At 63.5% G+C, this 13085-nt stretch carries 13 protein-coding genes and 1 other RNA gene; 6 read left to right on the forward strand and 8 right to left on the reverse strand.

Features of this window, described 5'->3' with window-relative positions; translation table 11 throughout:
- Positions 1–715: 715 nt before the first annotated feature.
- On the reverse strand, positions 716–1192 hold the full coding sequence (locus U858_RS0112275) for an Lrp/AsnC family transcriptional regulator (RefSeq protein ID WP_025137452.1): 477 nt from the start codon (positions 1190–1192) through the stop codon (positions 716–718).
- Positions 1193–1348: 156 nt separating this feature from the next.
- Between U858_RS0112275 and hppD the strand changes: the two genes are divergently transcribed.
- A complete protein-coding gene (hppD, locus tag U858_RS0112280; protein ID WP_025137453.1) occupies positions 1349–2461 on the forward strand; it encodes a 4-hydroxyphenylpyruvate dioxygenase in 1113 nt (370 codons plus the stop codon).
- A gap of 84 nt (positions 2462–2545) precedes the next feature.
- Here the strand turns inward: hppD and msrA are convergent, their stop codons facing one another.
- The 3 genes from msrA to ilvD are packed head-to-tail and all read right to left on the reverse strand — an operon-like array spanning position 2546 to position 5130.
- Entirely contained in the window at positions 2546–3100 is a 555-nt protein-coding gene (gene msrA, locus U858_RS0112285) for a peptide-methionine (S)-S-oxide reductase MsrA (RefSeq protein ID WP_025137454.1), read from the reverse strand.
- Between the two features lie 28 nt (positions 3101–3128).
- On the reverse strand, positions 3129–3461 hold the full coding sequence (locus U858_RS0112290; RefSeq protein WP_025137455.1) for a c-type cytochrome: 333 nt from the start codon (positions 3459–3461) through the stop codon (positions 3129–3131).
- On the reverse strand, positions 3445–5130 hold the full coding sequence (ilvD, locus tag U858_RS0112295; protein ID WP_025137456.1) for a dihydroxy-acid dehydratase: 1686 nt from the start codon (positions 5128–5130) through the stop codon (positions 3445–3447). The genes U858_RS0112290 and ilvD overlap by 17 nt, the downstream gene beginning before the upstream one ends.
- A gap of 134 nt (positions 5131–5264) precedes the next feature.
- Here ilvD and lgt point away from each other — a divergent pair, with 134 nt between their 5' ends.
- Entirely contained in the window at positions 5265–6053 is a 789-nt protein-coding gene (gene lgt, locus U858_RS0112300; protein ID WP_025137457.1) for a prolipoprotein diacylglyceryl transferase, read from the forward strand.
- Here the strand turns inward: lgt and U858_RS0112305 are convergent.
- From U858_RS0112305 to U858_RS0112315, 4 genes are all read right to left on the reverse strand, one after another.
- Entirely contained in the window at positions 6028–6792 is a 765-nt protein-coding gene (locus U858_RS0112305) for an SIMPL domain-containing protein (RefSeq protein WP_025137458.1), read from the reverse strand. The genes lgt and U858_RS0112305 overlap by 26 nt on opposite strands.
- Positions 6793–6866: 74 nt before the next feature.
- Positions 6867–7051, reverse strand: a non-coding RNA gene (gene ssrS / locus U858_RS34790) — 6S RNA.
- Positions 7052–7094: 43 nt separating this feature from the next.
- Positions 7095–7406, reverse strand: coding sequence for a cell division protein ZapA (locus U858_RS0112310; protein ID WP_025137459.1), 312 nt, complete (start codon positions 7404–7406; stop codon positions 7095–7097).
- Positions 7406–7936 (reverse strand): hypothetical protein, encoded by a 531-nt coding sequence (locus tag U858_RS0112315; protein ID WP_029953771.1) that lies wholly within the window; start codon positions 7934–7936, stop codon positions 7406–7408. The genes U858_RS0112310 and U858_RS0112315 overlap by 1 nt, the downstream gene beginning before the upstream one ends.
- Before the next feature lie 396 nt (positions 7937–8332).
- Between U858_RS0112315 and U858_RS0112320 the strand changes: the two genes are divergently transcribed.
- From U858_RS0112320 to U858_RS0112335, 4 genes are all read left to right on the forward strand, one after another.
- A complete protein-coding gene (locus U858_RS0112320) occupies positions 8333–8797 on the forward strand; it encodes a tripartite tricarboxylate transporter TctB family protein (RefSeq protein WP_025137461.1) in 465 nt (154 codons plus the stop codon).
- Positions 8798–8810: 13 nt separating this feature from the next.
- Entirely contained in the window at positions 8811–10316 is a 1506-nt protein-coding gene (locus U858_RS0112325; RefSeq protein WP_025137462.1) for a tripartite tricarboxylate transporter permease, read from the forward strand.
- A 205-nt stretch (positions 10317–10521) separates the two neighbouring features.
- Positions 10522–12126: a gamma-glutamyltransferase family protein gene (locus U858_RS0112330; RefSeq protein WP_025137463.1), complete on the forward strand. Its 1605-nt coding sequence runs from the start codon at positions 10522–10524 to the stop codon at positions 12124–12126.
- A 52-nt stretch (positions 12127–12178) separates the two neighbouring features.
- Positions 12179–13084: an NAD(P)-dependent oxidoreductase gene (locus U858_RS0112335; RefSeq protein ID WP_025137464.1), complete on the forward strand. Its 906-nt coding sequence runs from the start codon at positions 12179–12181 to the stop codon at positions 13082–13084.
- Position 13085 lies beyond the last annotated feature (1 nt).

The following is a 13085-nucleotide window of genomic DNA, read 5'->3' on the forward strand; positions in this document are numbered from 1 at the left end:
AACCCCGCTTTCCGGTGAATCACTTCACTTTCCAGCAGCCCCGGGAAACCCCAGAGGTTGGTTACCGCTCAGTCGGCTAGCAACTTGATTCAGACCACCCTACCGGGTAAACCCTGATTCGCTGTCACCAACCAAGCCCAAGACTATAGCACAATTTTTGCAGATTGTGCAACTGGCTTCTGCCTGATTTGCACCATCTTTTGCAAAACCCGCTGACTGCTGGTTCGAGAATCAGGTCACAAACTGCTGACCCGCTCATCACCTTGGAGCCCTGCGGCAGATCCGTTCGCTTTTGCGTCCAGATCCGTTGCACTTGCTTGGCCTCGCGGTTCACAAAACTGCTTGAACTGCGAAGGAGCGAGACTATAGCACAGATTTTTGGCTTGTCACGTCAGGATGACACCCACTTTGCAGAAAGATGATGTTTTCAGGGGACGCACCCCTCGCGACGGGTCGTTCTTGTCGCTTCTCCTCTATATAGAGGAGAAGCCTGGCGGGAACGGTTCCCTCTATATAGAGGGCTGAGCCTATATATAGAAACCCATCCTATCCAGCGCTCTCCCGCCTTACGCCCACGCCGACCGACGTCTTATCCAAGCCGCCCCTCCCCCCTATCTATATAGGAGTTCTACCCTGGCCCGCCCTCCCCACGCCGGCCACCCTTCCGCCCCCCTTATATATAGAGCACGCGACAGCCATGCCTCGCCCCCATGGGCTACAGCCGCAGTTCGGTGGTTTCCTTGATCTGCTGGAGCGCAAAGAAGGATCGCATGTCGACCACCGCCGGGTGGCGCATCAAGGTGTCCATGGCGAATTTGGAGAAGTGGGCCAGGTCGGCTACCTGGATACGCAGCAGGTAGTCCATGTCGCCAGACATGGCGTAGCACTCGACCACTTCGGGCCAGAGCTGCACGTCGCGGGCGAAGTCGCTCATCGGGGCGTGACTGGAACCGCTGTATTTGTTCAGGCGGATGTTCACGTAGGCCAGCAGACCGAGTCCCACCTTTTCGGCGTCGATCAGCGCCACGTACTTCTTGATGAAGCCCTTCTCTTCCAGGCGCCGGACCCGGCGCAGGCAGGGACTGGGCGACAGGGATACGCGGTCGGCCAACTCTTGATTGCTGAGCCGGCCATCGCGTTGCAACTCGGCCAGAATCCTGAGATCTGTCCTATCAAGCTCCAAGTCAGACATATTTAGCCCCAGATGTTTTATCTTCGGCAATATTATTGCCCAACCTTGCCGCTTTCGCGACATGTTTGCAATTGTCTGCCTGCGGTTCCTCCCTACAATCTTCATCCTGGACTTGGAGAACAAGTCGACCGCACAACGATTCAAGGGAGCAGACCTATGAGCAGCGCTTTCCAACCCTGGGACAACCCGATGGGCACCGCCGGGTTCGAATTCATCGAGTACGCCGCGCCGGACCCCGCCGCGCTGCGCAAGGTGTTCGAACTGCTGGGCTTCAAGGCCATCGCCAAGCACCGCCACAAGGACGTGACGCTGTACCGCCAGGGCGGCGTGAACTTCCTGATCAATGCCGAACCCGATTCGTTCGCCCAGCGCTTTGCCCGCCTGCATGGCCCGTCCATCTGTGCCATCGGCTTTCGCGTGCAAGATGCCGCGGCCGCCTACAAGCGCGCGCTGGAACTGGGCGCCTGGGGCTTTGATTCGCACAGCGGCCCCATGGAACTGAACATTCCCGCCATCAAGGGCATCGGCGATTCGCTGATCTACCTGGTGGATCGCTGGCAGGGCAAGGAAGGCCACGGCGGCATCGGCGACATCAGCATCTATGACGTGGACTTCGTGCCGGTGGACCCGGACAACGCGCAGGCCGACCTGAACCATCGCGGCGCGGGCCTGACGCTGGTGGATCACCTGACGCACAACGTGCACAAGGGCCGGATGGCCGAATGGTCCGAGTTCTATGAGCGCCTGTTCAACTTCCGCGAAGTGCGCTACTTCGACATCGAAGGCAAGGTGACGGGCGTGAAGTCCAAGGCGATGACGTCGCCTTGCGGCAATATCCGCATTCCGATCAACGAGGAAGGCACGGAAGAGAAAGGCCAGATCCAGGAATACCTGGACCTGTACCGCGGCGAAGGCATCCAGCACATCGCCATGGCCACCGAAGACATCTACGGCACCATCGAGGCGCTGCGCACCAACGGCGTGGTGTTCCTGGATACGCCGGAAACCTATTACGAGCTGCTGGACCGCCGCCTGCCCAACCACGGCGAAGACGTGGCCCGCCTGCAAAAGAACCGCATCCTGCTGGATGGCGCGCCCGACGGTGGCCTGCTGCTGCAGATCTTCACCGAAAACCAGATCGGCCCGATCTTCTTCGAGATCATCCAGCGCAAGGGCAACGATGGTTTCGGCGAAGGCAATTTCAAGGCCCTGTTCGAATCGATCGAGCTGGACCAGATGCGCCGCGGCGTGGTGAAAACCGTCGACTGACCGCTTCCCCCTCCAGCGCCCGGCGTCTTGCGCCGCGCGCTGGCCTTGAAACCTCACCTTGCGTGAGGTTTTTTTTCGCCGGTGTTATTTCGTCAGGCGGTCCTGGAACTGCTTGCGGAACTTGGCCACCTTGGGCGCGATGACGAATTGGCAATAGCCTTGCTCGGGGTGCAGGGCGAAATAATTGCGGTGATAGTCTTCGGCCTGCCAGAACTTGGCGGGTGCCAACACCTTGGTGACGATGGGCGCATCGTAGATTTTCTGCGCATCGACTTCGGCGATGACGGCTTCGGCCTGTTCGCGCTGGGCGTCGTTCTGCCAGAAGATGGCCGATTCGTACTGCGGACCGATATCATTGCCCTGGCGGCCCGGGGTGGTCGGGTCGTGGGTGGCGAAGAAGACGCGCAGCAGGTCACTGTAGGAAAGCTCGGCCGGATCGAATTCGACGCGGGCCACTTCGATGTGCCCGGTGTCCTTGCCGCAGACCTGCTCGTAGCTGGGGTTGTCCACGTGGCCGCCGCTATAGCCGGGCAGCACGCTCTTGACGCCGCGCAGATTCTCGAAGACCGCTTCGACGCACCAGAAGCAGCCGCCGCCAAGAACGGCGACTTCATTGCCCGGGGAAGGTTGTTCTGCCATGACGATTCCTTTCTAGAAGACGATAAGACTACTGCTTGGGCGGCGCGAGCGACAAGATCCATTCGGCCAGGAGGCGCGCGTCTTCAGGGCTGACGTGGGTTTGCGCGGGCATGGGGACGGCGCCCCAGGCGCCACGGCCGCCGCCGCGGATCTTGCCGGCCAGATAATCGACCATCGCATCGCCCTGCCCGGCATAACGCTCGGCCACACTAGCCAGCGGCGGGCCCACGCGTTTGGCGTCCACCTGGTGGCACGCCATACAGGCCTTGCTTTTGGCCAGGTCCAGGCCGGTGGTCTGCGCCTGGGCCGCGCCGGCGCCCAACAGGGCGGCGGCCACCCACAAACTACGTATCAAATGCATCGGTTACTGCCCCACGGCTCGCGGTGCTGGCGAGCTTGCCGAACTTGGCAAGCACACCGCGTGTATAACGCGGCTTGGGCTGGACCCAGGCCTGACGACGAGCCGCCATTTCTTCGTCGCTGATATTGAGCTGCAACAGCAGCTTGTGGGCATCGATGGTAACCGAATCGCCCTCGCGAATCAGCGCGATCGGGCCGCCTACGAAGGCTTCGGGCGCCACATGGCCCACGACCATGCCCCAGGTGCCGCCGGAGAAGCGACCGTCGGTGATGAGGCCGACGGTTTCGCCCAGGCCCTGCCCGATCAGCGCCGAAGTCGGTGCCAGCATTTCACGCATGCCGGGCCCGCCCTTGGGGCCTTCGTAGCGAATCACCACCACGTCGCCGTCTTTGATCTGGCGCGCCATGATGGCGGCCATGGCATCGTCTTCGGAATCGAAGACGCGCGCCGGGCCGGTGATGACCGGATTCTTCAGGCCGGTGATCTTGGCCACGCAGCCCTCGGGCGACAGATTGCCCTTGAGGATGGCCAGGTGGCCGTGCGGATACAGGGCGCGGTCCAGCGGCATGATCACATCCTGGTCGGCGCGGGGCGCATCCGGGATACCTGCCAGGGTCTCGGCGATGGTCTTGCCGGTGATCGTCATGCAATCGCCGTGCAGCAAGCCGGCATTGAGCAGCAGCTTCATGACCTGCGGGATGCCGCCGGCGCGGTGCAGGTCGGTGGCGACGTACTTGCCGGAAGGCTTCAAGTCGCAGAGCACGGGCACGCGTTTGCGGATGCGTTCGAAATCGTCGATGGTCCAGGGCACTTCGGCGGCGTGCGCGATGGCCAGGAAATGCAGTACAGCGTTGGTCGAGCCGCCCGTGGCCATGATGACCGAGACGGCGTTTTCGATGGATTCGCGGGTGATGATGTCGCGCGGGCGCAGGCCACGCTTGACCGCTTCGACCAGGACCCGCGCCGATTCGGCCGCGGACACGACCTTTTCGTCGTCTTCGTTGGCCATGGTGCTGGAGTACGGCAGGCTCATGCCCATGGCTTCGAAGGACGAGCTCATGGTGTTGGCGGTGTACATGCCGCCACAGGAGCCCGACCCGGGGATGGCGCACTTCTCGATCTGCTTGAAGTCAGCCTCGGGCATACGGCCCATGGTGTATTCGCCCACGGCTTCGAAGACCGACACGATGGTCAGGTCCTTGCCCTTGTAGTGGCCCGGCTTGATGGTGCCCCCATAGACGTAGATGCCGGGCACGTTCATGCGCGCCAGGGCGATCATGCCCCCGGGCATGTTCTTGTCGCAGCCGCCGATGACCACCACCCCATCCATCCATTGGCCCTGGGCGGCGGTTTCGATGCAGTCGGCGATGACTTCCCGGGACACCAGCGAATACTTCATGCCTTCGGTGCCCATCGACATGCCGTCCGAGATGGTGGGCGTACCGAATACCTGCGGGTTGGCGCGGGCGCCGCGAATGGCCTCGATGGCGGCGTCGGCCAGGCGCTGCAGGCCGCTGTTGCAGGGGGTGATGGTGGAATGGCCGTTGGCCACGCCGATCATCGGGTTCTCGAAGTCGGCTTCCTGGTAGCCCAGCGCGTAATACATGGCGCGATTGGGCGCCCGAGCAACGCCGTGGGTGATATGGCGGGAACGTTCGTTGTGCGACATGGTCTGTTGTCTCCTGTCGGCCGTCAGGGCGCGGACATGGCGGCCGCACCCGGGAGGGTGGCCTGGCTCGCTCGCATGCGAATCTTCAAGGCTCGCCGGTTATTATCATTCAACTTCATTGTGTCGGGCGGAACATGCTGCAATATCCAAAATTCGACCCCATTGCCCTGCAGATCGGGCCCTTGGCTATCCATTGGTACGGGCTGATGTATCTGCTGGGCTTCGCCCTGGTGTATTTTCTGGGCCGCCGGCGTATCACGCGCGGCCACACCACGTCGCTGAACGTACGCGACCTGGAAGACCTGATCTTCTACAGCGTGCTGGGCGTGGTGCTGGGCGGGCGGCTGGGCTACGTGCTGTTCTACAAGCCAGGCTACTACCTGTCGCACCCGCTGGAAGTGCTGTACCTGTGGGAAGGCGGCATGTCGTTCCACGGCGGCCTGATCGGGGTGATCCTGGTGATGCTGCTGTTCGCCCGCAAGAAAAAGCTGCCGTTTTTCGCAGTCAGCGATTTCATCGCACCGCTGATTCCGCTGGGGCTGGGCTTTGGCCGCCTGGGCAATTTCATCAACGGCGAACTGTGGGGCCGCCCCACCGACGTGCCATGGGCGATGGTGTTCCCGAGCAGCGGCGACGGCGTGCCGCGCCATCCGTCGCAGCTCTATGAGCTGGGCCTGGAAGGCATCGTGCTGTTCGCGCTGATGTGGTGGTTTTCGAGCAAGCCGCGTCCCCTGGGGCAGGTGAGCGCGGTATTCCTGATGGGCTACGGAACGTTCCGTTTCCTGGTGGAATTCACCCGCGAGCCGGACAACTTCCTGGGCCTGCTCGCGGGCGGATTGAGCATGGGACAGTGGCTGTCCCTGCCGATGGTCGCCCTGGGCGCCATCATGTTCAGCCTTACTGCAAAACGATCGTCCCGTTGACCGAGATGCTGACCGTGACGTCTCCCGCTTCCAGGGGGACGTCTGCGCTGAAGCCGGCGCCACCCGAGGCATCCTTGGCCATCGCGCCCATCATGCGCGGCATCGGCGTGACGCCGCCCGAGCCGCCCAGCTCAAGCTTGCTCAGGCGGTAGCCCGAGAAGCCGAAGGCGTTCGATGCAGCCAGCGCGCGGTCTTTGAAAGCCTGCGCGGCTTCTTTCAGCAGCTTGCGTTCTTCGGCTTCGCGCACTTCGCGCGACAGCGAAAAGCTGATGTTCGAAATGGCAGTCTTGTCGGACAGCTTGGAGGCCAGCGCGGCCGCGGCCGCGAAGTCCTTGGATTCCAGGATGATCTCACCCTGGCCGCGCCAGCCGGCATTCTTGGACACCTTGCTGCCGCTGCTGGAATTGGGCCAGACATTGAAGCTGCCCGTGCGCACATCCACCCCCTTGGTATCGCGGGCCCGCTTGGCCACGTCGTCCAGCATGGCGGTCAGCTTCTGGCCAGCCGTGGGCTGATCCGCGGCTTCGACCTCGGCGGACAGCGAAATACGCACCGTGTCTTGCTTGACCTCGGACGAGGCCGTGGCCTGCAGGGTCAACTCGGGCGAGCGGTTAGCCGTGGCTTCCGTGGGCGCGGGCGTCTGGGCCTGCGCGAAAACGGGCTGTGCCACGGACAGAGCGGCCACGGCTGCGCACGCCGCGCCAAGTTTGGTCAGCGAAAAAACGGGGGGTTTGAACATGGACTGGTCCTATGAGGGAGGACGATGGGGAGGCGCCCGACGCGGACCTGCGCTCGTGGCAGGCCCGCTGGGATAGATGCCCCGCCTGTGCCGTCAAGGCCGGCATCTCGAACCCTGAGGTTCAAGGTGGTCGCGTTCCGAAGAGCCTTGGGTTCATCTACGAGAGACAATCACGCCAGCTCTGCACTCCCGCAACCAATATGCCATAAGACATAGGTTCAGAGAATGTATGGCCAAGTCACGGACACGGCAGGGACAAACTGAAAATACTGAAAAAAACTGGTGAAAACCGCGTATGAACGTTAGAGCAGTTTTTCTTGGCCCGACAAGGCATCGTCGAGGACTGCGTTCATGTCCTCAATTCTACGCTTGAAGTCGCCGACCGCCAAACCGCCCAGTGGACCGTCGGGCGCTTTCATGGCAAGGAGCTCGCCAGCGACCTGCAACGCGGCCATCACGGCGATGCGTTCGTTGCTGGAGACCTTGCCGGTGCCCTGGATGCGCAGCATGAGCTGGTCGACGTGGCGCACTGCGGCCATCAGCGTGGGTTTTTCTTCGGCGGAGCACGCCAGCGAGTAGTCGCGCCCCAATATGGTTACGTCAACGCGTTCCATCAGTGTTGCTCTCCGGACGGCGCACCCGGCAAGCGGGCCAGGACGGCGTCGATGCGCTCGCGGGCCGAGGCAGCGGCCGCGCGCAAGCGCTGTAGTTCGGTGTCGCGCACTTGCAGGCTGCCCTGCAGCTCGGTTTCCCGGGCGGCGAAACGCACTTCGAGCGAGTGGCGCTCGGCGGTTTCGCGGGCGAGCTGTTCGCGCAAGGCCACTTCGGCCTTCTGCGCCTGCTCGAGCATCGCGGTGACGGCGCCGTCATTGTCTTGCAGCTTGTGCTGCAAGGCGGCGATGTCGGCGTCGCGCTCGGCAGCGCGTTGCTTGAGCACGCGCTGTTCGGCTTCGGAGTCATTCAGGCGCGCGCGCAGGGCATCGCGCTCGGCGTGGAGGTGCCGGGTGCGTTGCACCAGTTGCCCGATACGGGCGGCGAGTTGGTCTAGGTCTTGCAGCATGGGCGCTATCGTAAACCATCCAGGTGGGAATCGGGCCTCTTCACGCAAGGTGAGAAACACGGCAATATTCAGTAGGAAATGCAGCTGTCATTCCAGCGGCCGGCAACATAACCGATCAGGACCAACTAGAAAAGTCCCGCGCGACTGGAATTCGGCGGATCGCCCTGATCCGCTTTCGCATTTCTTTCTATAAACTTTCACTTAGCTTTCAAAACGCCATCAATCTGCCCGGCCCGTTACATCTGGGGATCGGGAGTTCCCCAATTCTAGGGAAAACCCCAGGCTTTCACCGAGCTTACAGGGTTTGCATCGCCGCGGGCGTCCATTACCATTCGGCCTTTCAAGAAGCCTCGCCGACGCTTTCAAAAGACCCAAGGCACCGCGACGTGCCTTTTTTGTGCCTGTCACTCGCCTTTCGGCCCGCCTGGCAGATCACAAGCCCTTTTTTATCTACATGCTGTAAACAGGAGCCAACCAATCATGCAGCTACGCAATCGACAGGACTTCTGGTCGGGGGTGATGTTCATCGCCCTTGGACTGGGATTCGCCTGGCAAGCCAGCAGCTACCAAATGGGTACTGCCGCCCGGATGGGCCCCGGGTATTTTCCTTTCTGGCTAGGCATTGTTCTGGCATTGCTGGGCGCCATCGTGCTGCTTGGCTCGATGTCCAAGAAGGCCCAGGAGACCCGCGTCGACAAGTTCGACTGGCGCATCGTCCTGCTGGTGGTCGGGTCCGTGGTCATCTACGGTCTGGTCCTCAAGCTGCTGGGCATCTATATCTCGGTGTTCATTCTGGTTGTCATCAGCAGCCTGGCGAGCCACGAGTTCAGCCTGAAGGTCGCCGTCGCCAACGGCATCTTCCTGGTGGTGTTCTCGTATCTCGCATTCGTCAAGGGGCTGGGGCTGATTTTCCCGCTGTGGCCGTCGTTTCTGGGCATGAACTGAGGAGCAACCGGTCATGGAATTGTTTGACAACCTGATGTTGGGTTTCGCGGTTGCGTTCACGCCCGAAAACCTGTTGTACGCGCTGCTGGGCTGCGTCCTGGGTACGCTGATCGGCGTGCTGCCGGGTATCGGCCCCGTCCCGACCATCGCCATGCTGCTGCCGATCACGTACGTGCTGCCGCCGGTGGCCGGCCTGATCATGCTGGCCGGTATTTACTACGGCGCCCAATACGGTGGCTCGACCACGGCGATTCTCGTGGCGCTGCCAGGGGAAACGTCCGCGGTGGTGACCGTGCTGGACGGTCACCAGATGGCCCGCAATGGCCGTGCTGGCGCCGCCCTGGCGATTGCCGCCCTGGGTTCGTTCTTTGCCGGTTGCGTGGCCACGCTGCTGCTGGCCGCCTTCGCGCCCCCGCTGGCTGAAGTCGCCTTCAAGTTCGGCCCCGCCGAGTACTTCTCGCTGATGTGCCTGGGCCTGGTCGGCGCCGTGGTGCTGGCCTCGGGCTCGCTGCCCAAGGCCATCGCGATGATCATCCTGGGTCTGCTGCTGGGCATGGTCGGCACCGACGTCAACTCGGGCGTTGCCCGCTTCGACTTCGGCGTGCCGGAACTGCAAGACGGTATCGACTTCGCCATCGTGGCTATGGGCGTGTTCGGCTTTGCCGAAATCATGACCAACCTGGAGCAGAAGGAAAACCGCGTCGACATCACCGACAAGATCGGCTCGCTGTATCCCAACAAGCAGGAATTCAAGGAATCGTACCCCGCCGTCCTGCGCGGCACGGCCCTGGGTTCGGCCCTGGGCATCCTGCCGGGCGGTGGCGCCGTGCTGTCGTCGTTCGCGTCGTACACGCTGGAAAAGAAGATCTCGCGCAATCCGGAACGCTTCGGCAAGGGCCACCCGGCCGGCCTGGCAGGCCCGGAATCGGCCAACAACGCCGCCGCGCAAACGTCGTTCATTCCGCTGCTGACCCTGGGCATCCCGGGCAACGCCGTGATGGCGCTGATGGTGGGCGCGATGACGATCCACAACATCCAGCCCGGCCCGCAAGTCATGACGAGCCACCCCGAGCTGTTCTGGGGCCTGATCGCCTCGATGTGGATCGGCAACCTGATGCTGGTGGTGCTGAACCTGCCGCTGATCGGCCTGTGGGTCAAGCTGCTCAAGGTGCCCTACCGCATCCTGTTCCCGGCGATTCTGGTGTTCTGCACCATCGGTGTGTATTCGCTGAACTACAACGCGTTCGACATCTTCACCACCGCCATGTTCGGCATCGTGGGCTATGTCTGGTCGAAGCTGAAGTGCGAAGGCGCCCCGCTGCTGCTGGGCCTGGTGCTGGGCCCCATGATGGAAGAGAACTTCCGTCGCGCCCTGCTGCTGTCGCGCGGCGACTTCACCACCTTCGTGACGCGCCCCCTGTCGGCATCGCTGCTGGCCGTGGCTGTGTTCCTGGTGATCCTGGTGGCCCTGCCGGCCATCCGCAAGAAGCGCGAAGAGACCTTCGTCGAAGAAGAGTGATGCCTTGACCGCTGCCCGCGCGGCAGCGGTTGCACCCTCCTTCCAGACCCCCGGCTTGCCGGGGGTTTTTCTTTGCCCGCGCGCTACCCCGCCGCGGCAAGCCTGGCACGAAAAAAGCTACTAAAAATTACAACGCGCTACAGAATGCGCGGCAACGTCGATCTTCTACGTTAAGCTACGGGTTTACCCCACGCGACGATTCGACATGAATTTCGACTGGAACAACCCCTATCCCACCACGCGCACGCCGGTATTCGCGCGCAACGTCGTGGCCACCTCGCAGCCGCTGGCGGCGCAGGCGGGCCTGCGCATCCTGGCCAATGGCGGCAACGCCGTGGACGCCGCCATCGCGGCAGCGGCTACGCTGACGTTGACCGAGCCGGTCAGCAACGGCCTGGGATCGGATTGCTTCGCCATCGTGTGGGACGGATCCAAGCTGCATGGCCTGAACGCCTCGGGCCCCGCACCTGCCGCCTGGAACCTGGATTATTTCCGCCGCCGCCACCAGGGCGCGATTCCGACCCGTGGCTGGGACAGCGTCACGGTGCCCGGCTGCGTGGCCGGCTGGGCCGCGCTGCATGAAAGGCTGGGCAACATGGCGTTCGCCGATGTACTGGCGCCCGCGATCGACTATGCTGAGCGGGGCTTTGCCATCAGCCCGATGGTGCATCAGAAGTGGGCCGCGCAAGCGGACGTGCTGCAGCCGCAACCGGGCTTTGCCGAACACTTCCTGCCGCGCGGCCGCGCACCGCACGTAGGCGAGCATTTCGTGCTGAAAGGCGCCGCCGCGACGCTCAAGCGCATTGCGGCCAGCGGGGGCCGCGATTTCTATGAAGGCGAAACCGCCCACAAGCTGGTGGCGCATGCGCAGGCCCATGATGCGGCGCTGACCCTGGCCGACCTGCGCGACTACGCGCCCGAATGGGTCACGCCGATCAGCCAGCTGTATCGCGGCCATACGCTGCACCAGATTCCGCCCAACGGCCAGGGCATCGCCGCCCTGATCGCACTGGGCATCCTGCAGAATTTCGACCTGGCATCCAGGCCGGTCGACCACCCCGAGACCCAGCATCTGCTGCTCGAGGCCATGAAACTGGCGTTCGCCGACGTCTACACGCATGTGGCCGACTCGCGCCACATGCGCCTGACCGTGGCGCAGATGCTGCGCGCGGACTACCTGGCCGAACGCGCGCGGCTGATCGACCCGAATGTGGCGCAGGCGTTCGCCTGTGGCCATGCGCCGCAAGGCGGCACGGTCTACCTGACGGCCGCCGACCGCAACGGCATGATGGTGAGCTTCATCCAGTCCAACTACATGGGCTTCGGCTCGGGCGTGGTGGTGCCGGGCACGGGCGTCAGCCTGCAGAACCGCGGCCATTGCTTCAGTACCCTGCCCGACCATCCCAATGTCGTGGCGGGCGGCAAGCGCCCTTTCCACACCATCATTCCGGGCTTCCTGATGCGCGACGGCGCGCCCGTGATGAGCTTCGGCGTGATGGGCGGCAACATGCAGCCGCAGGGCCAGGTGCAGACGCTGGTGCGCCTGCTGGACTACGGCCAGCAACCCCAGGCGGCGTGCGACGCGCCGCGCTGGAAATGGAACCAGGGGCTGGCGGTGGACGTCGAGCCCTCGATGGCGCCTTCGGTAGCCGACGGCCTGCGCGCGCGCGGCCATGTGCTGGAAGGCATCGAAGACCCTTACATGGATTTTGGCTCGGGCCAGTTCATCTGGCGCCTGGGCGACCCGGCGGTCGACGGCTACGTCAGCGCCAGCGACAGCCGTCGCGATGGACTCGCCGCCGGCTTTTGATTGCGTTAAGGTTACTGCCTCAGGTTTTCCTTTCCTCTGCGGAGTCCCCTGCATGGCATCGATCGGTACCAAGAGCTACGACGCGGTCGTGGCCCAGAAAGTCGCATTCCTCGGTTTGGGCGTGATGGGCCTGCCCATGGCCGGCCACCTGGCCCGCGCCGGGCACGACGTCACCGTCTACAACCGCACGCCGTCCAAGGCCCAGGCCTGGGCCGCGGAATTCGGCGGCCACAGCGCCATGACGCCGCGCGAGGCCGTGGCGGGCGCGCAGATCGTGTTTGCCTGCGTGGGCAATGACGACGACCTGCGCAGCGTGGTGCTGGGCCCTGACGGCGCCTTCTCGGGCATGGCGCCGGGCGCCGTGTTCGTGGACCACACCACCGCGTCGGCCGACGTGGCGCGCGAGCTCTACGCGCAAGCCAAGGACCTGGGTCTGAATTTCATCGATGCACCGGTTTCCGGCGGCCAGGCCGGGGCGGTCAATGGCGTCTTGACCATCATGTGCGGCGGCGAACAGGCCGTGTTCGATGCCATCAAGCCGGTGGCGCAGGCCTTCGGCCGCGCGGTCACCCGCGTGGGCCCTCCGGGCGCCGGGCAACTGGCCAAGATGGTCAACCAGATCTGCATCGCCGGCATCGTGCAGGGTCTGTCGGAAGCGGTGGCGTTCGGCCAGGCCGCCGACCTGGACATGAAGCTGGTGCTGGACGTGATCAGCAAGGGCGCGGCCCAGAGCTGGCAGATGGAAAACCGCGGCGGCACGATGGTCGACGACAAGTTCGACTTCGGTTTCGCGGTGGACTGGATGCGCAAGGACCTGGGCCTGGTGCTGGCCGAGGCCCGCCACAACGGCGCGCGCCTGCCGCTGACGGCCCTGGTCGACCAGTTCTACGGCGACGTGCAGAAACTGGGCGGCGGCCGCTGGGATACGTCCAGCCTGATCAAGCGCCTGCGCGACTGAT

It is taken from the genome of Achromobacter sp. DH1f (assembly GCF_000633435.1).
Lineage (GTDB): Bacteria > Pseudomonadota > Gammaproteobacteria > Burkholderiales > Burkholderiaceae_B > Achromobacter > Achromobacter deleyi.